Annotated in this window: 19 protein-coding genes and 1 pseudogene; 5 read left to right on the forward strand and 15 right to left on the reverse strand. The window is 59.5% G+C overall.

The features are described from left to right. Together IEI94_RS01625 and IEI94_RS01630 are read left to right on the forward strand one after the other, a co-directional pair. Complete coding sequence (locus tag IEI94_RS01625; RefSeq protein WP_191164888.1) at positions 1-1,194, forward strand: iron-containing alcohol dehydrogenase; 1,194 nt, start codon at positions 1-3, stop codon at positions 1,192-1,194. Then, a complete protein-coding gene (locus tag IEI94_RS01630) occupies positions 1,191-2,429 on the forward strand; it encodes a mandelate racemase/muconate lactonizing enzyme family protein (protein WP_224749865.1) in 1,239 nt (412 codons plus the stop codon). Before IEI94_RS01625 ends, IEI94_RS01630 begins: the two co-directional genes overlap by 4 nt. On the opposite strand, the gene IEI94_RS01635 is transcribed toward IEI94_RS01630, so the two are convergent. From IEI94_RS01635 to IEI94_RS01670, 8 genes are read right to left on the reverse strand one after another with little or no spacing between them, the layout of a single operon-like run. Next, a complete protein-coding gene (locus IEI94_RS01635) occupies positions 2,384-3,772 on the reverse strand; it encodes an NAD(P)/FAD-dependent oxidoreductase (RefSeq protein WP_191164890.1) in 1,389 nt (462 codons plus the stop codon). The two genes, IEI94_RS01630 and IEI94_RS01635, sit on opposite strands and share 46 nt — an antisense overlap. Before the next feature lie 14 nt (positions 3,773-3,786). After that, entirely contained in the window at positions 3,787-4,527 is a 741-nt protein-coding gene (locus IEI94_RS01640; RefSeq protein WP_191164892.1) for a sugar phosphate nucleotidyltransferase, read from the reverse strand. Continuing rightward, positions 4,524-6,014 carry an aldehyde dehydrogenase family protein gene (locus IEI94_RS01645; protein ID WP_191164894.1) on the reverse strand — a complete coding sequence of 497 codons (1,491 nt, stop codon included), beginning with the start codon at positions 6,012-6,014 and terminating at the stop codon, positions 4,524-4,526. The genes IEI94_RS01640 and IEI94_RS01645 overlap by 4 nt, the downstream gene beginning before the upstream one ends. Positions 6,015-6,044: 30 nt before the next feature. Beyond that, positions 6,045-7,550 carry an aldehyde dehydrogenase family protein gene (locus IEI94_RS01650; protein WP_191164896.1) on the reverse strand — a complete coding sequence of 502 codons (1,506 nt, stop codon included), beginning with the start codon at positions 7,548-7,550 and terminating at the stop codon, positions 6,045-6,047. Further along, complete coding sequence (locus IEI94_RS01655) at positions 7,543-8,577, reverse strand: aminoglycoside phosphotransferase family protein (RefSeq protein WP_224749866.1); 1,035 nt, start codon at positions 8,575-8,577, stop codon at positions 7,543-7,545. The genes IEI94_RS01650 and IEI94_RS01655 overlap by 8 nt, the downstream gene beginning before the upstream one ends. 17 nt (positions 8,578-8,594) lie before the next feature. After that, positions 8,595-8,939: a cupin domain-containing protein gene (locus IEI94_RS01660; RefSeq protein ID WP_191164898.1), complete on the reverse strand. Its 345-nt coding sequence runs from the start codon at positions 8,937-8,939 to the stop codon at positions 8,595-8,597. A gap of 14 nt (positions 8,940-8,953) precedes the next feature. Further along, the gene (locus tag IEI94_RS22920; protein ID WP_224749867.1) at positions 8,954-9,313 is read right to left on the reverse strand and encodes a cupin domain-containing protein; all 360 of its coding nucleotides are present in this window, start codon (positions 9,311-9,313) and stop codon (positions 8,954-8,956) included. Then, a complete protein-coding gene (locus tag IEI94_RS01670) occupies positions 9,310-10,596 on the reverse strand; it encodes a nucleotide disphospho-sugar-binding domain-containing protein (protein ID WP_191164900.1) in 1,287 nt (428 codons plus the stop codon). Before IEI94_RS01670 ends, IEI94_RS22920 begins: the two co-directional genes overlap by 4 nt. Before the next feature lie 493 nt (positions 10,597-11,089). Here IEI94_RS01670 and IEI94_RS01675 point away from each other — a divergent pair, with 493 nt between their 5' ends. From IEI94_RS01675 to IEI94_RS01685, 3 genes are all read left to right on the forward strand, one after another. Continuing rightward, positions 11,090-12,022, forward strand: a complete 933-nt coding sequence (locus IEI94_RS01675; RefSeq protein ID WP_191164902.1) for a GntR family transcriptional regulator — start codon at positions 11,090-11,092, stop codon at positions 12,020-12,022. Beyond that, the gene (locus tag IEI94_RS01680; RefSeq protein ID WP_191164904.1) at positions 12,019-13,311 is read left to right on the forward strand and encodes a nucleotide disphospho-sugar-binding domain-containing protein; all 1,293 of its coding nucleotides are present in this window, start codon (positions 12,019-12,021) and stop codon (positions 13,309-13,311) included. Before IEI94_RS01675 ends, IEI94_RS01680 begins: the two co-directional genes overlap by 4 nt. Before the next feature lie 223 nt (positions 13,312-13,534). Further along, positions 13,535-14,371, forward strand: a complete 837-nt coding sequence (locus IEI94_RS01685) for an alpha/beta fold hydrolase (RefSeq protein ID WP_191164906.1) — start codon at positions 13,535-13,537, stop codon at positions 14,369-14,371. Positions 14,372-14,435: 64 nt separating this feature from the next. On the opposite strand, the gene IEI94_RS01690 is transcribed toward IEI94_RS01685, so the two are convergent. The 7 genes and pseudogenes from IEI94_RS01690 to IEI94_RS01720 all read right to left on the reverse strand — a co-directional run. Continuing rightward, a complete protein-coding gene (locus IEI94_RS01690) occupies positions 14,436-17,057 on the reverse strand; it encodes an autotransporter outer membrane beta-barrel domain-containing protein (RefSeq protein ID WP_191164908.1) in 2,622 nt (873 codons plus the stop codon). A 211-nt stretch (positions 17,058-17,268) separates the two neighbouring features. Further along, positions 17,269-18,066 carry a glycosyltransferase gene (locus IEI94_RS01695; protein ID WP_191164910.1) on the reverse strand — a complete coding sequence of 266 codons (798 nt, stop codon included), beginning with the start codon at positions 18,064-18,066 and terminating at the stop codon, positions 17,269-17,271. A 1-nt stretch (position 18,067) separates the two neighbouring features. Further along, the gene (locus IEI94_RS01700) at positions 18,068-19,282 is read right to left on the reverse strand and encodes an O-antigen ligase family protein (protein WP_224749868.1); all 1,215 of its coding nucleotides are present in this window, start codon (positions 19,280-19,282) and stop codon (positions 18,068-18,070) included. Positions 19,283-19,854: 572 nt separating this feature from the next. Further along, the gene (locus IEI94_RS01705) at positions 19,855-21,234 is read right to left on the reverse strand and encodes an undecaprenyl-phosphate glucose phosphotransferase (protein WP_318153340.1); all 1,380 of its coding nucleotides are present in this window, start codon (positions 21,232-21,234) and stop codon (positions 19,855-19,857) included. A gap of 55 nt (positions 21,235-21,289) precedes the next feature. Next, positions 21,290-21,994, reverse strand: coding sequence for a WecB/TagA/CpsF family glycosyltransferase (locus tag IEI94_RS01710; RefSeq protein WP_191164915.1), 705 nt, complete (start codon positions 21,992-21,994; stop codon positions 21,290-21,292). Positions 21,995-22,001: 7 nt separating this feature from the next. Then, positions 22,002-23,093 (reverse strand): glycosyltransferase, encoded by a 1,092-nt coding sequence (locus IEI94_RS01715; RefSeq protein ID WP_191164917.1) that lies wholly within the window; start codon positions 23,091-23,093, stop codon positions 22,002-22,004. Positions 23,094-23,301: 208 nt separating this feature from the next. Then, a pseudogene (locus IEI94_RS01720) lies at positions 23,302-23,409 on the reverse strand (IS5/IS1182 family transposase); the annotation flags it as partial.

A 23,409-nucleotide genomic window follows, 5' to 3' on the forward strand; every position in this document is an offset into this window, starting at 1 on the left:
ATGCAGATGAACTTCACCACCGGCCGGCAAGTGCCCTTGGTGGTCGGCGCTGGTGCGCTGGCGCGACTGCCTGAACTATGCCTGGCCCATCAGGCCCGCAGCGCACTGATGGTCACCGACGCCGGCATCGCCGCTACCGGCCTGGTCGATACCTTGACCACACTGCTGGGCGATGACCTCCCGGTGACGCCATTCATCGCCCCTCCTGGCGAGCCGACGCTGGCCACCGTCGACGCCGGCACCGAGGCTGCGCGTAGTCTCGACGCGCCCCTGGTGATCGGCCTTGGCGGCGGCACCGCGCTCGACATCGCCAAGCTGGTGGCCGCCCTGGCGGCAAGCCCCGGCGCCATGGCCGACTATCTGCTTGCCCGCACGCCATGGCAGGGCCGCGCCCCGGCGGTGATGATCCCCACCACCTCCGGCACCGGCTCGGAGGTCACGCGCACCTCGATCATCGCCGACGACCAGGGTCGCAAGCAGTGGGCCTGGGGAGACGAGCTGCTGCCCGATGCGGTGCTGCTCGACCCCGAACTGACCCTCAGCCTGCCGGCGTCGCTCACCTCCGCCACCGGACTGGACGCCTTCGTACACGCCCTCGAGGCGACCAGCGGCCAAGGCCGCCACGCCTTTATCGAGGCCAGCGGGCTGCAGGCGATGCGACTGATCGGGCAGGCGCTGCCCCGTGCGGTCGTCGCCCCAAACGATCTGGAGGCGCGACAGCAGATGCAGGTCGCCGCCTGCCTCGCCGGCCAAGCAATCGACAATGGCGGCACGGGGCTAGGCCACAACATCGGCCACGCTCTCGGCTCGCTGTATCACCTGCCACATGGTGTGGCCGTCACGCTCGGTGTGGAGGCTACGCTAGCCTGGACGATCGAAGGACGCGAGGCCGTCTTCACCGCGGCGGCCGACGCCCTGGCAAGCGGCGACGTCGCGAGCGATCTGCCCGCACGCTTCAGCGCTCTGGTCGATGCCGCCCGCTTTAACGCCGCGCTGGCCCCCTTCGCCAACCTCAAGATGGATGCCGAGGCACTCGCCGCTACCATGCAAGCCGAAGAGAACGCCCCAATGGCGAACAATGCCGCACGACGGCCGGCGGCTGAAGACTGGCTTGCGCTGGCCGAGGCCACGGTGGCGCTGTTTGAGCGCCGTCAGGCTACCCTCATCAGCGCCACCCGGGAGCAGCCAGCATGAGCGTTATCGAACGCATCGAGATCAGCCACCATCAGTATCCTCTGGAACCGCCCTTTCCAGCGGCCTGGGACAGCCAGCCACGGCGGCTATTTCCAGCGACACTGGTCCGCGTGATCGATAGTGACGGGCGCGAGGGCGTCGGCTCCGGCGACGTGATGTACGGCTTCGAGGACTTTCGCTCGCTGTTCATCGGCCGCGACCCGTTGGACCTGGAGCGGCACAGTGGCGTGATCGACAACATCGGCTTCCATGCCGGTCGCTGCTGGCCGCTGGAGGTCGCGCTCTGGGATCTCGCCGGCAAGATTCGTGGCGAGCCGGTGTGGCGCATGCTGGGCGGCGCCTCGAACCGCCTGCGTGCTTATGCCTCCAGCGGCACCCACCGCCCCGTGGAGCAACTGGTGGCAATGGCCGAACAGGTTCGCGACGCCGGCTTTCCAGCCATGAAGCTGCGCTTCGGCCGGCCGCGAATCGATGACGACATCGCGGCGCTGGCGGCGGTTCGCCGGGAGCTCGGCCCAGACTTCATCCTAATGGTCGACTGCAATCAGGGCTGGCGGATGCCGTGGGACGTGCAGGCGCCCTGGGACCTGGCCAAGGCCAGCGAGGTCGCGGAGGAGCTGATCCGCCACGACGTACTATGGATGGAGGAGCCACTCTACCGGGGCGACTACCCGGGCATGGCGGCGCTTAATGCACGTACCGGCGAGCGGCTGAAGATCGCTGGCGGCGAGATGACCCGCGAACCCTACGAGTTCCACGAAATGCTGCGGCGCGATTGCCTGGACGTCTACCAGCCGGACGCGGTCTGCACCATCGGCATGCTGGGGCTATCGAGACTGGCGCAGGAAGTGACGGCGCACGGCAAGTGGTTTACCCCGCATACCTGGGGCAACGGTATCGGTCTGATCGCCAACCTGCACTTGACCGCCGGCAGCGTGGGACCGGAGGGCTGTCCCTTCCTGGAATTTCCCTTCGATCCACCGGAATGGACCCTGGAAGCCCGCGACTATCCGCTGGTCGCCCCATTTGCCACCGACGACACCGGCTGGCTGACCCTCTCCGAAGCGCCGGGTCTGGGCATGGTGCTCGACGAGCAGCGCCTGCGCGACACCCGCGCCGACCAGGCGACCTATCAGCGCCCTGATGAAGAAGGTGGGATCAAGATAAGCGACGCCCACTTCTCAATGCATCATGAGCCGAAGCCTACACCAACCCGATCCAGTACTCTCAGATAAAGCGAACGGTGCCCTGTACGATCCTCTAGAGCCAAGTGACGTTGCGCGAGTCTTACGGCCCCAGTGCGGATCGGTTCAGGGGGGAAAGGCACCGGAAAGCGGCGCAGCATCCCAAGGCGCGTGCGCTCGGTTTGCTCGCCGTCGAGCAAATCAAGCATGGTGAGTGCAGCGAAACGGCTGGCCGAGACGCCTTGCCCGGTGAAGCCCATCGCGTAGGCCAGACGCCCCTTGGACGCGGTGCCGGCGAAGAAGGTCGTGCGGGCTGATGTATCGATGACTCCCCCCCAGGCATGGGTAAACTCTACATTCTCCAGGCATGGAAAGGCATCGTTGAAGTTGGACTCCAGGCGGGCGTAGCTTTCCGGGCGATGTAATAGTGCGGCGTCTTGGCGACTGCCGTAGTGATAGATAGCATCGAACCCGCCCCAGAGGATGCGGTTGTCGGCAGTTTTACGGAAATAGTGGAATTGGTTACCGGTATCGGCGATGCCATGCCGCCCCTGCCAGCCAATAGCTGACAGCTGGGAATCGCTTAGGGGCTCGGTGACCAGCGTGTAATCGAAAATCGGGATCACCGCCATTTTCAGGCGCTTCAACAGCGGGACGGCCGCATTGGTCGCCATCGCAGTGCGTGATGCATGAAGTGACGCTTCGGGGGTAGTAAGGCGCACCCCCTGGGGAGTCTGTTCCAGCGCGGTGACGGGCGTATGCTCGTGAATGTCGATTCCTTGCGCCAAACACGCCTGGCGTAACCCCGCAACCAGCTTCCCAGGGTTTACCACCGCATAATTGGGTTCGAAGAGTCCCGTAACATACTTCGGACTATCGAAACGCTCTTGCAGGGCCTCACCTTCCAGCAGGGTCGTCTCTATCCCAAACCTAGCATAGGCAGCCTGCATCGATGTGAGCCCTGCGGCCTGCCACGGCGTGGCCGCGACATTGAGCTTACCCCTACGCTCAAATTCCGCATCAATACCATAATGTTCCAGGTCTTCTTCTAGCCCGTCGAGATTGCTCATTCCCAGGCGTACCAGCGTGGTCGCCTCCTTGGGCCAGCGTGACACGGCGTTGGAAACACCATGTGAAATGCTCGGGGCACAGAACCCCCCGTTGCGGCCACTGGCAGCATTACCGCAAAGGGAGGCTTCGAGTACGACAATTCTGGCATCGGGATAACGCTCACGCGCCTTGAGTGCGCACCACAGCCCAGTGAACCCCCCGCCGATAACCGCGAGGTCGCATGTGGTTTCAGCGCTGAGTGCCGGGCAAGCCACTTGCGGTGGAACCGTTTCCTGCCAAAAGGGAGTGCGAATGGCGTTGTCGAACCGGGTGCTAGTGGGCATATTGGTCCTCTTCATTATCGGGTAGGATTGAGGATCAGCGATTCCAATTCAGCTAACTCCTGCTTTGAATTCACCCCCGTGACTTCCTGAGAATCAGTTTCGACAGTGGCAACCCGGTACCCTTCCTGCCTGGCAAGTCCCACAATATCCGTCAAGTAATACTCGCCTTTAGCATTATCGCAACCGACCCGTGACAGCAGAGAAAAAAGCCGCTCGGCACGTGCAGCGACAATGCCGGAGTTGCATAGGCCGATGGCACGCTCGGCCGGTGTCGCATCGGCATGCTCGACAATCCGCTCCAGCCCGCCACTGGTATCCGTGACGAGTCGACCATATGAACGCGTATCCTCGGGACGAAAGCCCAAGACGGCAAGCGGAGTCACATCATCCACTGCCATGCATAGCCGAGCCATGGTTTCGGCAGATACAAGGGGTACGTCACCGTAAAGAACCAGCACAATGCCGTCGAAATCCTCTAATGCCGGAGCCGCCACCTGCACGGCATGAGCCGTGCCCAGCTGCTCTTCCTGTACCGCGGTCGTAAGTCTGGGAAAGGCACTCGTAATCTGCTCACGTCCGGCCCCTAAGACGACGACCTCGCGTTCGGCGCCAAGTGCTTTCAGGTTGTCAAGGACATGGGCGAGCAGGGCCTTGCCTGCCAGAGGATGCAGTACCTTATGGACATCAGACTCCATGCGAGAGCCCTTCCCGGCAGCCAGAATAACGGCCGCGACCATTGCAGGAAGACGGCTCATTGGGCGTTCTCCGTACCGAGATACCACCCCCATGTCTCATGGTGGTCGAATCGCGTTATCTGCTTGAGTTCGCGATAAGCTTCGAAGCCAGCCTCACCCAACTCACGACCGATCCCGGAGCTCTTATAACCACCCCAGGGCGCTTGGATGAAGGTGGGCTGTGAACAATTGACCCAGATGATGCCAGCACGCAACCTGGATGCCACCCTATCACAGCGCTCCAGGTCATCAGACATGACGGCGCCGGCCAGGCCAAAAGGACCATTATTGGCAAGCGATATGGCCTCATCTTCGGTGTCGAAAGGATTGATACAAACGACGGGGCCGAACACCTCCTCGCACCAGATTTCAGCATCAAGCGGGACGTCTGCATAGATCGTGGGCGCGATGTAATAGCCAGTCTCCATGCCGTCGGGGCGACCGCCGCCGGTCAGTCGCTGAGCACCGCAGTGCTGGGCACGGTCAAGAAAGCCCATGACCTTTTCATACTGGTTCTTGGAAACGATTGGCCCGAGTTTGACACCCGCTTGATCCCCCGGGCCGATGACAATCTTCTCGGCTTCGCTCTTCAGCCGTTCCAGCAAGCGTGGGTAGAGTCGACGCTCAACGAGCACACGGGATGTCGCCGAACAGACCTCGCCTTTGTTCCAGAAGATACCGAATAGAATCCATTCCACCGCCTTGTCGATGTCACAGTCGGCGAAGACGATGAAGGGCGACTTTCCTCCCAGCTCCAAAGAAACGGTACGGATGCCCGCAGCAGCAGCTTGCATGACCTTGCGGCCAGTAGGCACCGAGCCAGTGAAGGCGACCTTGTCCACCAGCGCGTGTTCGGTCAGGGGAGCGCCCGCCTCAGGACCACTGCCCGTCACCAGATTGAAGACGCCAGCGGGAACGCCGACAGCATCGATGATCTTCGCCAGTTCCACACAGGATAGAGAACACAGTTCAGAGGGCTTGAGGACCACCGTACACCCTGCCGCCAGTGCCGGTGCCACTTTCCATACTGCCATCAGCAAAGGGAAGTTCCACGGCGTGATCGCCGCCACGACTCCCACTGGTTCACGACGGATACGACTGTCGAAACGATCGTCTCCCACGTCGACTGCCGTATCGCCACGCGCCTCTGCTGCGTCTGCCAGATCAGCGTAATAATCGAAGCAAAAGGCCGCATCCTCAATATCCCATATCGCTTCCGGCAGCGGCTTGCCGTTGTCGCGGGTTTCGAGGGCTGCAATCTCGTCCAGGTTGGCGCGAATGCCTGCTGCTATCTGACGAAGCACTGCCGTTCGCTCGGCAACAGGCAACTGCGACCAGCGCCCATCGTCAAAGGCGTGACGGGCAGCATTCACTGCGCGGTCTGCATCAGTCGCATTACCGGCTGCCACGGAAGCAAACGCTGACTCGGTGGCCGGATCCACTGCTGGGAAGCTCCGGCCGGAAGCGGGTTCAACAAAGATCCCATCGATGTAGAGCTGAGTTGTCATATTAAGTGTCCTCTGGTCGGTACGCGGGATTCAGACATGCTTGCGTCCCCCTCCATCGAAAAACCAGTCGTCAGGGTACGGATACCACCACTCCTGCCGAACCGGTTGATGATCGAGTATGACCATCTTGGTACGGCGAAACGCGTCGAGCCCCTGACGCCCAAGCTCTCGACCAAGGCCTGAGGCTTTCCAGCCGCCGAAAGGCAGAGCGTCATTGTCGATCAATGGATTGTTGATCCAGACCATACCCGCCTCGAGACGCTCAGACGCCTCGTGCGCCTCCGCCAGGTCAGTCGTGAAGACAGATGCCCCGAGCCCGAAGCGGCTGTTGTTAGCGGCTTTCAGGGCGGTATCGAAATCAGGAACGCGCATCACTGCGACAACCGGGCCGAAGAGCTCTTCATTGAAGATGTCCATCTCAGGCGTGCACTCGGTAAGAACCGTCGGCTCATAAAACCACCCCGTATCGAAGCCGGGGGGAATACGTCCACCACAAGCGACCTTGGCCCCCTTTGCGACGGCATCGTCGACAAGACGTCGGACCTTGTCCCGTGCGGCTTGGTTGACCAACGGGCCGATCTCGGACTTCTCCAGGCCGTTGCCAATACGCAGACGTGAGGTCTCCGCGACAAAGGCATCGATGAACGCATCATGAATGCTGTCGACGACATAGAGTCGCTCGGTGGAGGTGCAAACCTGCCCCGACATATGAAACGCCCCGGTGACCGCACCCGCGGCGGCAACCTCAAGTGGTGCATTCGCGGTAATAATCATCGGATCCGAGCCACCTGCTTCGATCACGGCAGGCTTCATGCGTTCAGCCGCAGCCGCGGCCACCGCTTGGGCGGCGGTTACGGAACCGGTAAAGGCGATGGCATGTGTCTGCTCGCTTTCGACCAATGCTTTTCCAACCTCGGCCCCACCGGGCACGCAGGCGACCAGCCCCTCGGGAAGTTCATTAAATACCTTCATGAACTCCAGGGTTGAGAGTGTGGTAGCTTCAGCGGGTTTGACGACACAACCGTTGCCTGCGGACAGTGAAGCGGCCACCGTCCAGCACATCAGCAGGATGGGGAAGTTGAAAGGCATGATGTGAGCGGAGACACCATAGGGTTCATAGCGGGCATACTGAAGCGAACCGGCCTGGGTCGTGCCCGCGACTTTGCCCGCCTCATCACGCGCCATTTCCGCGTAGTAGCGAAAGATTGGAGCGCAGTTGGCCACTTCGCCAATAGCTTCCGGGTAAGGCTTCCCCATCTCGCGACTCATCAGCATCGCGCACCGGCTCATGTCGGTGGCTTCGATCCGATTGGCGAGTTGGTGCAGGTACTGGGCACGCGTCTTGGCATCCAGACGCTTCCAGCCCGTCTGTGCAGCGTTGACGCGAGTGAGCACCCTGTCGAGTTCATCGGCGCTTACGTCGGCTCGCACCCCCACCTCATTGAGGGTCGCGGGATCAATCACCAGCTGAGACGGATTTTCGCTAATATGATAGTTCGGCACGAGATAGTACTGAGGGGTTGCCGTGTCAGACATGGGGCGCTCCTTGAGTGTCATGGTAACCGTCGCCCAGGGCTGCGCCTATGGCCTGCCAGCTGGGCAATGTCTGGTTAAGAAAGTCAGTGATATCGGTGAGCCCGGCCTTGGCAAGACTAGCTTCCAACTGCCCAAGAACACGGGGCAGGTAAGTGAGATAGCGCGACTTTCCTTCTTGCTGGTTAAGACGCAGAAAAATGCCGGCAATGCGTGCATGGCGCTGTGCCCCCAGCAGCGCATAGCGTTGGCGTATCTCCTCGGCATCGCCTAGCCATTCAGGCGCTCCGCTGATATAGCGCTCCAGCATACGATTCTCTAGCCCAGGAGCCAGATCCCGCCGGGCGTCCTGGAGCAGCGAGACCACATCATATTCACATGGGCCCAGAGCGGCGTCCTGGAAATCCAGCAGCCCGCAGCGCGCCACACCTTTTCGCTGTGACAGCAGCATCAGGTTGTCGACATGAAAATCTCGAAGCACTAGCGTGTCGACCCTCCCCTCTGCCGGGGCTAATGCGCTTGCCCACAGCATGCGAAACTCCTGAGCAAAGGCCAGACGATCAATATCCACGGCGACCGCAGGGGCATACCATTCAGAAAAGATATCGAGCTCATCGAGCAGCATCGTCATGTCATAGACTGGCTGGGCGACCAGAGTCGCGCTCGGATGGTGATGCAGCTGCAAGAGTGTATCGATGGCAAGCGAGTACAGCGTATCCTCGTCAGTACCCGCTGCCAGACTGGCCGTGTAAGTTTGATCTCCAAAATCTTCCACTAGCGCGAGCCCATCGGCGGACTCAGCGACATGCACAACAGGCGCAGAGAACCCTAGGGACCTCAGGTGATCGGACAACCGTAGATAGGCGGCGAAACCTACAGGGTCATCGCGATCCTCCATCAGCAGCAGCCCGGCCTCCGGCAAGCGAACATATCGCCGCGACGAGGCGTCGCCAGCCAAGGGCTCGAGGCACGCTTGAGCATACCCGTGGCACGCCAAAAACCTGGCCGCTGTTGGCGTCAGCATTGCCATGTCGTGACTCATCGCAGTCATCGGATCATGTAAACCTTTTTGACCGTCTCGTGAACCGTGCATGTTCCTTTCCAATCCTGCGGGAAAAACGCGGCGGTATCGGGTGTAATCTCAATCACCTCACCACTCTCATGTACGTAAGTGCAGCGCCCTTCTAGGAAGTGACAGAATTCATCACGTGTGACGTGACATTCCCATTTCCCGGGTGTACAGCTCCATAGGCCGCATTCGGACTGACCATCCGGCCCTTTATGCAGCAGCACGCCGGATGTGTGAGACTCGCCCTCGATCATCGTCGGGATCTTTCCCCAATCGACCGCATCGGTGATGTCGAGCGGTTTGTGCATGACGGGTGTATTCATAATGGGTATCCGTTTCAGCTGAGCATGTAGACATTGCGGATGGTTTCTTGAACGTCAGCCTCTCCTGACCATCCAGCGGGAAAGAGCACACAGGTACCAGGGTAAATCTCTATCGTTTCACCGTTATCTCCATGGTAGATTGCATGCCCCGCCACGAAGTGGCAGAACTCATCTCGTGGGATAGAGAGTCGCCACCTACCAGGGGTACAAACCCATAGGCCGGTCTCGGGGGAATTATCCGGTCCTTTGAAGAGAAGACGGCCTTTGGAGTGCGACTCACCCTCTAGGCTATCGGGCTGCGTCCCCCAATCAACGAGGTCATTGTAATGCGTCGCCCCATGAATATAGGGCGCCGTGGCGCTCAAATTTGTCATGAGTGCTTCTCCGCAATCTCTATCAACAGACGCGCTGCCTTTGCCTGACCGTTTTGGGATTGCATATGCTCCGACGTTGTCTTGAGCCGTGCCGCCATGTCGGGGTCGTTGAGACATGTCTCGATCTTTTCGATCAGTTCCTCATCTGTCCATTCGTAGCGTTCCGAGCGCAGACCATGACCGGTCTCCTGGACACGCATGGCATTATCGTGCCCATCCCAGACATAGGACATGATGATGGCGGGTTTTCCAAAATAGAGACACTCAGTGAACGAGTTATTACCGCCATGATGAATCACTGCATCAACTTGTGGGATAACAGAAGGTTGAGGGAACCAGCTATCAATGATCACGTTGTCGGGAATGTCTGTATATTCATCCTTGTAATCACCAACATTCACGAGTGCCCGATAACGGGTCTTGTCAAGCAATATAATCAGGCGTTTGAGTAGATCAGTATCTCCCGCCCCAAGTGAACCGAAAGAAACGTAAAGCAGAGGCCCGTCTTTGTTTTTCTTAAACTCAGGGATCACATAAGCCTCATCTTGACGGACACAGCCTTCAAGATACTGGAAGCGAACTGGGTCCAGCGGTTGATGACGCTTATAAGCGATCGGTGCCGGATAGAGCATCAGGTTGAGATAAGGTGAAGCCTCGAAAAATTGACCAAGGGGATATGGTGCTTCACCCGCAGATTCAAGGAAACCGTTAAAATCATCGTGTATGGGCTTGATAACGTCTTTAAACTTTTTTCGGAATGCCTTGTGGCCCTCGATGTCATTCTCACTCATCCCTGAGAGATGGGGAGGAATACCATCATCCTCAATCTCATTTTCAGAGCAGGAAATGACCCGGACCCATGGAACACCATGCTGCTTGATGGCTGGAAACAGAATAACATTATCGACAGAAATAACATCAGGCTTGATTTTAGCCAGAATTAAGGGGAGATCTTCCTCCGCCCACTTAGCGCTATCAACAATGGCTTCCCAGCACTCCCTGACGTAGTTGTCGAGTTGATCAATCGGCGCTTTGCGAAAATTCGGAATTTGGCCATTGATAAAATCATCCCAGAACCTTGCCATCTGCTCTGGAGACATTGGCTCGGAGAGGTTGACCGGATATGCCTCAAAACCGTATCCCTCATAAACCTCCAGAAAGCCAGGGTCGGAAAGAAATACGGCTTTATGCCCCATCCGCTCAACGGCTTGGGCGATACCAACCGAGTTGAGGGCCGGTCCGTAAGCGGCCTCTGGAAAGAAAGCAAAAGTTTTGGTTGTCATGTCATTTCCTCTTTCGTTGGCCTGCGCTTGTCACGCAGCGCTTCTCTTGTTGTATGTGAACTACGATGAAGTTCCAGCACCTTAAGAGCTATAACCCCGACACAGCGGTCCAACCAGGTAACAACTATCACCTGCTGAACGCTAGGCAGATAAACATCCGACACGTCAACGATAAGTCTTACCGCCGAAAGTGCGCGGATAGCGACGCTTTAAGGCATCCCAGGTGCATTACCATCGCAATCGACAGCAGTCATGCTGGCAATGCAAGAAAGGCCGGTGGCCATTGGCAGTAGAGCGCTGCATGTCGCCTCCTCAACATTGTTGTTATATCGCTCTCCAGCAGGACATCACCCTAGGAGGTGCTTAGGTTACTACCTGTTGCTGACCCTGTGTGCTAGTATTAATCATTACAAAGATACGTCAATGTGTATTCGCTGTTTTTCTCCTCGCGGGGTTGCAACTCGATCTTCATCCTTCTTATAGGGGTGCTGGCATGACTGAAAGCCGACGAAGCAGTCGACAGAATCACGTTGCCTTGGCGCAACAGGTAATCGGCATTGTGCTGGAACGAGGCATGAGCCCGGGCGACCACCTGCCCGAACAGGTCTTTTCTGAAGCCTGCGGGGTGTCACGAACACCAATCAGATCTGCATTTAAGATATTGGAAGAAAAGGAAATTTTATCCAAAAAGGAGGAAGAAGGATATTTTCTGGAGATAGGCCAAGCTGACGGGCTGACGGACGCGGCCCATCGCCTCGAGGATATGGAAGACTCCTTGGCCCAGAGAATCTTGTCTGACCGCACCGATCGACGCATCGGTGACATCCAGTCCATCAGCGCACTGGTGCGGCGCTACGACGCTACACGACACTCAGTACTTAATGCGCTAAAAATACTGTCACGAGATGGTGTGGTCACGCAGCTCCCGGGACGCTCCTGGGCATTTCAACCGATGTTCGATACGCCGAAGGCCCTCGACGAAAGCCTGGCCTTCCGCCTCACACTTGAACCTCAAGCAATTCTAGCCTCGGGCTTCATCATAGATATCAAGAAAGCCGGATTGCTCAAGAGACGGATGCGAGAGCTCCATGATACGCAAGAGGGTCACATCACCAGCACTGGCTTCTTGCGACTTGATACCGAATTCCACAGCTTTATTGCCGAATGTTCAGGAAACCGTTTTGCACGGGGCGCCCTTCTGGCTCATCACCGGCTACGCCGTGCCACTCAGAAGGATATGGCCATTCCTGACTTCAGGTTACGGCAGTCACTGGACGAACATCTCGAAATTCTCGATAGCCTTGAGCGTCATCAATTTGAGCTTGCTGCGGATCAGATGGTGCTCCATCTTCGCCGTTCACGAATTCGGCGGCCGGAAGCGGCCAATCGCGGGATACCACCGCTAATGCGAGGAGCTCGCCCATGAGTCAACCACCAGTCATTGCGCTGTTTCCCGAGGCAAGCTTTGGTGCAGCATTGAACTGTGTGGGCATCGCCCAGCAATTGCGCCACATGGGCGCAATTCCAGTTTTCCTATGCCATCCGGGCTTTACTGGCGTATTTACCGAGTACGGCTTCAAGGAATACCACCTGCCAGCCCCATCCCAGGTACATACGCAGAAGAACGAGGACTACTGGCAAGACTTCATCAATACGCACATTCCGCACTTCAACCTCAGCGCCGAAGAGCAGTTATCCACCTATGTGGCACCGACCTGGGAAGCCATAGTGGATACGGCCATAGATGCTGAAGCAGGTATCGAGAGCCTATTGGACCAGATTCGTCCCGATGCCATACTGCTCGACAATGTCATCATGTTTCCGGCTATCGTTCGTTCTGGGTATCCATGGATACGGATCGTATCATGTGCCGAAACTGAAATCCCCGATCCCAAGGTCCCTCCCTATCTGTCCGGTCTCGCGCCGGAAGACACCCGGGCAATAACTCGATTCAAACAATCCTACTTGAGTGCAACGGATGCAGCCCACCGTCGTTACAATGCTTTTCGGCAATCGCGTGGCTTGCCACCGCTAACACCCGGTACCTTCATGGAAAATTCAGAAAAATTGAATTTGCTCTTAGCCCCAAGTGCCGTACGTTACTCACGAGAACGACCTCTACCTGCGAACCGCTTCGTCTTTCTGGAAGGATGTGTCAGGGACGAGTCACGTTTCGATCCTCCCCAGCTGCCAGCCGATAACGGACCGTTGATCTACATGAGTTTCGGTAGTCTGGGATCCATCGACACCGACTTGATTGGCAAGATGATCGACGTCTTTGCGACATTGCCGGCACGCTTCATGGTCAACGTCGGCGGCTTTCTTGAGGCGTATCAGCATGTCCCGGACAATGTGTATCTCGGCAGCTGGTTTCCGCAGCCTTCAGTCGTAGAGCAAAGCGCTATCTTCATTCACCACGGGGGCAACAATAGCTTCTGCGAAGCATTATTTTATGGCATACCCTCGCTGGTCATACCCTACTGCTGGGATGGCCATGATAATGCACAGAGGGCGCAGGCGACAGGAACGGGGCGGCATCTTGACCGGACGACCTTGTCAAATGACACCCTCCGCAAGGCGATCATGTCACTCCTTGACGATAAGAAGATGATTGCCCGGCTGCAACGAATATCTCGCGACATGCAGCGCGTCCCAGGAGCGCGCCGCGCAGCCGAAGCAGTGATGGACACTATCTGTCAGGCCCCGGGGGATTGACGACCCGCTTGATACATAGGGAGCATTCATCAGCGTGATGATGGCTCGGTCTTCAACAGTCAAGTGATGATCGCAGTGAGTCATGGCAATTCCACCCGGATGGGTCAAGCGTTGCACTTGGTCATTGAGACCGCCGTGGCGGGTGCGAACTCATTCGCGATGTTGAGCCCCATCACGATCGAGGATAAGGTCGCGCCTCAGCCACCCCGATGATGCCGTTATCATGTACCCAACCTCGCTCAGCCGCCCCGCTCTTCTGCTCGCTACCAGCTTGTTGTCCGGATGTGCCACCACCAGCCCCAGCGAATACGCCACCCAAGGCGCAGAGCAGCAACTCGCAGCCGCAGGCCTAGACGAAGCCGATATTGGCGATGCCAGCCTGATGCGCGCCTGGTACCGCGAGACACCCGAGGAGACACCAGCCAGCTGGCACATCTATGTGGAAGGCGACGGCCGCGCCTGGCAAGTCGGAGGCAGGCCCGCGAGCAACCCCACGCCAAGCAAGCCAGTGGCCATGCAACTCGCCCTGGACGATGAACACTCTCACGTCGCCTATCTCGCGCGACCCTGCCAGTTCCTGCAACCACTGCCCGATGGCTGCCACTTCTCGCTCTGGACCCATCAGCGCTACGGTCCCGCGGTCGAGGCACAGCTGCTCGACGCACTGAACGAGATCGCCGACGGCGCAACGGTACGCATCATCGGCTTTTCGGGGGGCGCCCATCTTGCTCAGCAGCTGGCTCACCTCTACCCCAAGGTCGAGATGCTGATCAGCGTGGCCGGCAATCTCGATGACGCCAGCTTCGCCCAGCACCACCGCCTGCCCGCTCCCGCCAACGGCTCGCCGCTCCCTAGCGCCACGCCCTTCTACAGCCTGGCGGGAGGCAATGACGACATCGTTCCCCCTTCGCTGGCACAGCATCAACTCGATCGCCAGGCCCGCGGCTGCCATCGCCTCGAGATCCAACCCGGAGCCCAACACAGCGGCCCTTGGCAACTCGACTGGCAGGCCATCGAGACGTTCTTCGCAGCGTGCCAAGAACTGGACGCCCCGTCATAAAGCAAAACGCCCACTCCGCAGGGAGTGGGCGTTTCTTCAGCTCAGCAGGTGCTGACCAACTCGATCAGAAATCGTAGCGCACGGTCAATTCACCGGCATTGGCCGTCATGCTATCGGTCCAGCCATGGCTCAGATCCAGCGAAGTGGTAAAACCGCCCTCGCTGTACACGTCTACCCCTACGCCGGCGGTATAGCGCGTCTTGTCGACATCGCCACCCTGCACCACGAAGGTATCTTCCGGAGCAAAGGCAAAGGCCGCCAGATTGCTGTTGGCCTGGCCCTGCAGGTCATGGAATATGCCCAGCGTCAGGCGCGGTTCCACCATCAGCCCGTTGACCTGAGTCAGGCGACCAAGCTCTGCCTGCACTCCCAACTCGAAACGCTCGACGCGCTGCTCATCCAGGCTCAGGTTCATCGCACCGGCACCGGTTTCCGAATAGGCATCCAGCTTCAGGTGTGAATAGTCCATGGAGAAGCGCGGCGTCAGCGTAGTGGCATCATCCAGCGCCAGCGCATAACCAGCGCCAGCCCGAACCCCACGCTGGCGGCTGTCGTAATCGGCACGCGCGGTTTCATCCATGGTCCGGCGCAGCGACTCATTGCTGCCCCTGCCGTAGCTCAACTGGGCATCGAACAGCCAGTTGCCATAGGCACGGCTGGTGTAGGCGATCAGCTGGTCGAAATCGACCTCGCTTTCGCTAAGCCCATTGCGGCCGCTGGTATCGGTATTGCTGTGCGCCCAGCCCAGGCCCAGCACGGTGCCGTTATGCAGCTCGGCGTCCGCACCCAGTACGAAGCCGCGGGTATCGCTGTCGTAACCCTCTACGCCATCGCGCATGCGTTGGTCGACCTCGGCATAGAGGCCCTTGAGCCATATCCCCTTGCTGGCCAGCGCATCCCCGGCCGCCACGCCACGCGCACGACTCGACACCAGATTACCCGCTGCCCGGCTGGCCGCATCGGTGCCCTCGGCGTTGGCACCGCTGCTGTCCGGCAACAGTTCGCCAAGCCGCTCGCCATCGCCAATGGCATCCAGCAACGCCGCGACAGCAGCCTGATCGCCATTCTCCAGCACACGATTGAGGGCATTGCCCAAGCCACGAAGCTGGCCGGCCTTCGCGCCGCTCGCACCACTCACATCAATGGCACGGCGCGCCACCTCACGCCCGTCGACACCCGCATAGGACACCAGCAGCTGATGACCATCGTCGCTGAGCCGGACATCGCTCACGCGATAGAAGCCGGACGCCGTCTCGACATTGAGTGCATCAAGATTGAAGTCGAGCTCATCGGCATCGAGCATCACCAACTGCTCGCCGTCACGATAGGCCTCGCCATTGCCGAACACGATGGTCGAACCATCGGCCAGGGTCACGCGCTGGGCGCTCAGGCCGCTCAGGCGGTCACTGGAGAAACGCAGCGTCGCGCCCGCCCCCTGCTCGTAGGCACCGTCAATCGCGTGAATGCCATCCACCACGAACACGCCACCGCGGTTACGAATCGTCCCCTGGTACTCACCACCAGCCAGCGTGACCGTTGCCCCATCGAAGTCGATGTCCCCGATCACGCTGCCGGCAGAAAGGCGAGCATGCACATTGTGGCCTTGCAGGTACATGGCCTGGCCGGGATCGAATTCGGTGCCAATACTATCCAGATAGCGCTTGGAGTGCAGGATCCCGCGCTGGTCGATAACGATATCGCCGCTGGTATTCTCTACCGAGAGGGCCGTGCCGTGGGTCGCGCGAATTGTTGCCCCCTCAGCGTTGAGGATACGGCCATCAACATGGCTGTCTTCAATGCGGATACCGTCATAGCCCTCCATCAGGCCTCGATTGACGATATCGCCCTCCAGCACAGAGCCGTCGAGCAGATAGATCGCGCCATCTAGCCCGCGGAACACCGCCTGGCCGTCTTGGCCATCCAAGCCGTTGACGATGTTGCCATAAAGCTCGGCATTGGCCATGCCGAAGGCGTAGCTGAAGGCGGCGTCGTTGTCACCGGTTGACTCGATCGTCCCCAGGTTCACCAGGCTGCCTTCGACCACGGCTGCATCGCTAACAGTCGTGCCATGCTCGTCGATGCTGTCGCTGATCAACAACACGCCCAGCTCGTCGGCACGGATGGTACCGGTGTTATAGAGAAACACGCGCTCTTCACCGCTGGCAAAGACCGCCAGGTCGCCCAGCTTCGCTGCATCGGCATCCGATGCCGAAAGCCCTACCAGGTGAGCCTGATCGATGGAGACCCCCAGGGCATCATCTTCTCCTTCGGGGTAGCTGATCGTACCAGTGGCTGAGATCTCACTGGTGTTGACGATGATCGCCTCATCCCAGAAACCATCGCGAACCTCTACTGCCATGCGGTTTTCAGCAATTATGCTATCGGGATTTTGGCGCTCGTAAGGAAAATCACCGTCATACTCACCCACGTACAAGAACAGCGGGTCTTCCAGTGTTCTTTGCGAGGGCCCCATCTCAGTGAGCACCGTCAACGCGGGGCCGGCGAGCAGCTGGTAGCCGTCATCCAGCGTAGCGGGCTCATCCAGCATGATGTACTGGTAATACGGCACATAGCTGTAGGGATCTTCCTCTACGGGGGCCGCCAAGGCCTGCGCGCTCCCCATCCCGACCAAGGCACTAGCGGAAAGTGAAATGGCCATGGCCAGCGGTGTTCTACGTAACTTCATTCCCTTGCTCCATGCGATGTAATTCTTCTGATCTACGGCTGACACGGCATCAGCCATAGCCCCTATCGGCATGGGCAAAGAAAACTTTAATTTAGTATATGCTGAAATTTAGTTGACAACTCAGGAGCCATCGGTAGCCACTCCGCCTTGCAGGAGCGACGTCAGTCGCGATTGCAGCGCGTAGCGCTGCCAAGCCTTTAGCAACGAGCCTTCAGCGAATCCCCTTGCGCGCCACGACTTCGCCGACCTGTTGCTTGTGCTTCAGAAGATGGAACACGTAGGCGTCCGCCTGGCGCTGGTGGTGGTGAATATGGATCAAGCCACCGCGGCCGCGCATGGGGCGCTGCTTGACTCCCCAGCCAATCAGCCGCCACTCGAGGTCGACCTCTTCCGCGCCGTAGCCCTCGAAATCGCTATCGAAGCCGTTGACGGCCATTAAATGCTCGCGCCACACGCCCATATTGGCGCCCAGCAGCGCCAATGGCTTGCGGCTCCATAGCCGAGCTGCCCAGCGCGGTAGATGCAACCCAAACTCGGCACGAGAGAGCCCCCCGCGCATCGACTCGAGAATGAGCCGCAGCGGGTGCTCAAGGCGTGAAAGCGCCAACTCGCCAAGCTTGATACGCGCCGTGAGCCTCTCGGCAGTATCCACCCGCCGCCCCGCGACCATATGGCCTGAGCGTGCCCAGTCGCGATGGTCGGCAATGAAGTGGCGCATCGGCACGCAGTCGCTATCGGTCAGTATGATGTAGTCAGCCTTAGAGGTTCCGATACCGCGGTTGACGATCTGTGCCTTGCGAAAACCGCAGTCCTCATGCCACACGTGGCGAATGTCCAGCCCCAACGCGCGATACTTGTCCACCACCTCGGCCACTTCAGGGCCAGAGCCATCGTCGGCAATGCACAGGCTGAAATTACGATCTTTCTGGCGACGATACCCCTCCAAGGTAAGCGTCAGCACCTCCGGGTCGTTATACGCCGCCATCACGACTTCAATCGAAAACGTCATATTACGGAACTAGCTGCCTCTCGCGCGCACGGAAAGCTGCCCATAACACAGGGAGCAAGAAGGCATAGACCATCACCCCGCTGTTATGGGCCAAGAATACCTGTGAAAGACCAAAGTCGAAGTAGGCCACCGGGAGCAGTACCCCCGCTACCGCAAAGGCACGTAGATGCATATCCGGCGCCGTGAGTTGACGAGCGAACAGTCGCATCGGCACCAGGTACAGCGCCAACAGCACCACGAGCCCAAGCAGCCCACGCTTGGCCGTGGCATCGATAAACTCGTTGTGCGCGTGATCGAACGTGGTAATGAAAGGATGGATGACATCGGCATCGGCCAGTTGCTGCATGCCCGCCTGGTAACCGTTCTCCCCCCAACCCAGCAGCGGTTTCTCGGCAATCAGGTGCGCGGCCCCCTTCCACATCTCAAAACGCGCCCCCACCGACGACGTCTGGCTCTCCTGACTGATATAGCGCTGGACGTCGCTGACCGCCTGCCCGACACGCTCCTGGACCCCAGTCTGTGGCAAGGCATAGGCAAGGCTTCCGACGACCAACACCGCCGCCAGTGCTGCGGTCTTCCACTTGCCAGGCAAGTCTCGGCCGTAACCGCGGTAGAGCACCCACAGCACCACGGGAATACCCACCCAGCCACCGCGGGTACCCGAAAACAGCGAGCCCAGCACCCCGCCTACGATGCCCAGCGCCAGCAGCGCCACCCACCATCGCGCACGCGGCTGAACCAGCGCCCAGCCCAGGCCGGCCGCGCAGAGGATGGCGCTCAGCATGCTGATATTGCCGAACTGGATCACATAGGTGTAGCCACTGGCACGATCGACACCTTCGACGAGCTTCTGCCAGCTGGCCCAGCCGCCGGCGAGAATGCCTCCGGTCGCCAAGCCTGCCCAGATTGCCCCCGCCCGGGGAGGAAACGCCAGCAACAGCAACAATGCCGGTAGCGCCAACACAAAGCGTGCCGGCCGGTCCATGCCCCGCGAGCCCTGGCCATCCCACCACGCCTCGGCAATCACCGCCGCCGCATAGGCAGCAAATACCGCCAAGATCGCCAAGTCTGCGCGGCGCAGCGTCAAGTCCCCCCGCTTGCCAAGCAGCACGACACTGCCCAGCAGCAGCATCACCGCTCCCAGGGAATACCCGCTGGGCACCACCAACGCAATGGCCATCAACAAGAAAGCCGCCGCACTAGTGTAAATCCGCATGCCGGCGCCGGGGGCGACAGGTATTGACTGGGCCATGGTCACGAAGAAACGCCTCACAGGAGCAAAAACGAAAAGAGCCGGCATAATGCCGGCCCCCTATAATGAAATCAAGAAACGTCCCTGGGGTGCTACTCCCCTATAGGAGTGACGCCAGTCGCGATTGCAGCGCGCAGCACCGCCTCACTGTGGGAGCGAATTCATTCGCGATTGCAGCGCGCAGCGCTGCCGGGTAACCCATCGCGGCTAAAGCCGCTCCCACATTTGCCTTGGCACCACCGCCCCGCCCCCTCTGTGGGAGCGAATTTATTCGCGATTGCAGCGCGCAGCGCTGCCTTGGCCAACCCACCCCATCGCGGCTAAAGCCGCTCCCACATTTGCCTTGGCACCACCGCCCCGCCCCCCTGTGGGAGCGAATTTATTCGCGATTGCAGCGCGCAGCGCTGCCTTGGCCAACCCACCCTATCGCGGCTAAAGCCGCTCCCTCATTTGCCTTTGCACCACCGCCCCGCCCCCCTCTGTGGGAGCGAATTCATTCGCGATTGCAGCGCGCAGCGCTGCCTAAGTAACAGCCCTCAATAGGCGTTCTGCCCCGCAAACCCCTTGAACACCGTCAAGAAAATGATCCTCAAATCCAGCCACAGCGACCAGTTATCGATATACCACAGGTCATGCTCGACCCGTTGCTCCATCTTCTCCACGGTATCGGTCTCACCGCGCAGGCCATTGACCTGTGCCCAGCCGGTAATACCCGGCTTGACCTTATGGCGGCGCATATAGGACTCCACCATCCCGCGGTAATGATCGTTGTGCGCCAAGGCATGCGGCCGCGGCCCCACTATCGACATGCGGCCCTGCAGCACGTTGTAGAACTGCGGCAGCTCATCCAGCGACGTACGGCGCAGAAACGCTCCCAGCCGCGTCACCCGTGGATCATCCTTCGTCGCTTGCGTCAGTTGCCCGCTCGACTCCTCGTGGACCTCCATGGAGCGGAACTTGTACACCTTGAAGCGCTTGCCGTTGATGCCCGTGCGGTACTGCTTGAACAGTACAGGCCCCGGGGAGCCAAGCTTGATCGCCACGGCAATCGCCAGGCACACCGGCAAGATCAGCAGGGTAATCAAGCTGCCCAGCACGATATCCTCTAACCGCTTCACGTAGGGCGCCATGCCCGCCATCGGGCTAACGCTCAGGTCCAGTGCATAGCGTCCCGCCACCTGACTGGCGCGATGATTGAGCAGCCGCAAATCCTTGAGGTCGGGAATCAAGCGCACATCGACCATCAGCTGCTGCAGGGCGCGGAAAATGACCTGTACCTCATGGCCCCTTTCCAGCGGCACACAGATCCATATCTCGCGGGCGCCAGAGGCCTCAACCCGCTCAACCAGACGCTCTAGATCGACCGTCTGCGGCTCACCGGCCAAGCGATGAATGCCAGAAATCCCATACCCTTCGGTGGAATAGCGGCGCATATCTCGCGCCACATCCAGCACATGCCCCTGAGGCCCCACCAGAAACACACCGCGCCGCAGCCGCCCCCGGCGGTAGAGCGCCTTGGCAATCTGGTAAGCCACCACGCGCGCCACGACCGAGAACACAAACGACCCGAGCAGCGTAAAGCCCACCCAAAGCCGCGAGTAACGCTCCGCCACATGCGCCAGGAACAGAAACGACATCACCACCAGGGCAATCCCGCCCCACACCACCACCAGGCGCAGCAGCACATGGGCAAAGCTAGACGAGCGCCACTCCTGATAGGAGCCATGCAACCCATTCGCCAGTACCACCAGCATTGCGATGGCTAGCAACGCAAGCGAGTAGAGCTCGATCAGCTGCCACTCGCCGAAGCGGCTCCAGTAGGCCAACCACCCCGCAACGACCACCCCTAGGAAATCGACTAGCGGGCCAATGATCTGAAAAGGCTCATACTTGCTGGAACGAGACGTACGGCTCACTGACACCTCAACTCAAACGATAACACGGCAATCTCAACCGCCCAGCGGCTCACCCTCACTTGCGCTTGGCCCAGTAATAGGCCAGGAGGTCGCGCGCAAACAGGCCAAGGAAAATCGAGTAATCAATGGTATAGCGTTTTATCAGCTTTGGCTCATCGTAGATGCGATAAAGCCAGCGCAGATTCAGGCGATCCATCCACGCCGGGTAGTACTGCGCCCCGCCTTTGGCCGTCTGATGCAGAAAGCCGCCGCAGGTATAGCCCTCCCCGCGCCAGCCCGCCTCTGCCAGGTCGACCAGTAGCCGCTCCTGAAGCGGTGCCCCCATGCCCACCACCACGATCTCCGGCGCAAGCGCCACCAGCTCATCGATGAATGCCGAGCGCTCCTCATCGTCAGTGAAAAAGCCGTGCCGCACGCCAGCCACCTGCAGCCCAGCAAAATGCGCCTTCAGCGTCTCGGCGGCCTGCTCCGGTACTCCGGGCTCGCTGCCAACGAAGAACACGCGCCGCCCATCTCGAGCTGCGCCTGACAGCACCTCATCGGCAAGCGAGGTCATATCGAAGCTCGTTCGGGCCACACTCACCCCCGCCAGCCTCATCAGCTTCGCCAGCACGATACCGTCGTAATGAATGACATCGAAGCGACGGAACAGCGCGGGATGTTGCCGGGCGATACGGTATGAATAGGGGTTCAGAAACGTCACCACCGCGTGCTCGGTTCGCTCAGGCGACGCCGCACGGGCTTTCAACAAGTCGATCATTCAGCAGTCATCCAGCATCGCGGCCAAGCGCATCGGGTGCATCTGGCAGCAGCGATTGAAAATCGGCCATGAAGCGCTCAAAGGAGTAGCGCTTGGCAAGGGCGTCGGCTATCTCGGCTGGCGGCTGAAGATCGTCGCGCATGGCATCCATGGACGCCGACCAAGCGTCAATGTCGTCGATATCCAGCACCTCGCCGTAGGTACCCTCCATCGCCGTCACCGCTTCCACCTGAGCCGGTACATTGGAAACAACGGTATAAGTACGACTTACGATCGCCTCCAACAGCGCATTGCTCATGCCTTCATAGCGTGACGGCATATAGAACGCCTTGGCACCCCGCAGCCATGCGTTAACCTCCGCATTGCTTTTTACTCCCGGCATCTTGACCCGAGAAGCGACGCCGAGCCGCTCGGCAAGCGCCTCAAGCGCGGCACGACACTCCCCTTCCCCAAGAATCACCAGGTCGCCCGTATAGCGCGAACGCGCCAACGCCTCGATCAACAAGGCATGGTTCTTCTGCTCGCTCAACCGCCCAACGGCAAGCAGGTAGTTGCCCTCGGGAGGGCTTGGCAGCTGGCTATCGTCCTGGCGGTCGATACAGTTGTAGATCACCTTGTGGCGTAGGGTCACACCCGCATAGTGGTCGCCAAAGGAGTCTCGCACCGCGCCCGATACATAAGTCACCGTGCCAAGACACCCCAGCATGGCCAGCCAGCGGTCGGCCAGGCGGGTCAAACGGCCATAAGAGAAAAGCGGATTGCGGTGAGACACCACCACCGGCACGCCGAGCAGCTTACCGGCCATCGCCGAATAGAGGTTGGCGTAGTGCGTGAAGGCAATGATCCGTTCGGCCCCGGCCCTGCGCAGCGTGCGTACCAGGCGGGGCAAGGAGAGCAATAGCAGTGAAATAGGCCGCTTCTCAGGCAGCAGGTACTCGACCACCACTCCGGGCTCAATATGGAAGTCGGCCTCGGCCTTCTTGTAGAGGAATATCAAGGTCGGAGAACACCCCGCCCTTACCAGCCCATTGGCCAGGTTGATGGCAGCCTTCTGGGCACCACCGGCCTCGTACTGGGTGACCACTACCGCAATTCTCATTAACAGACTATCACCCCTAAAAATCATCAACCTGAAACAAGCCCGAGCGGTGGTGTAATGGTATTCACCTGACAGTCGGCCGCTGAACGCAAAGTGGCCATAGTGCTCCCCGTAGGTTGTAGAACGAGTGTCTGACGCTCGACTGTAACACCATGAGGAAACGACTATGACCACCGAAGAAAAGGTAGCACGACGCAAGCTCAGTCTCCTAGGTTTTGTACGAAAAGTCGGCACGTAGGCAACGATCTATGCAAGCCAGGCATACCATGGCGCGAAAGCTGCGGGCCAGCTTGTCATAGCGCGTGGCGATTCGCCG

Origin of the sequence: Halomonas sp. ML-15, from assembly GCF_014779595.1 — a bacterium.
Classification (GTDB): domain Bacteria; phylum Pseudomonadota; class Gammaproteobacteria; order Pseudomonadales; family Halomonadaceae; genus Franzmannia.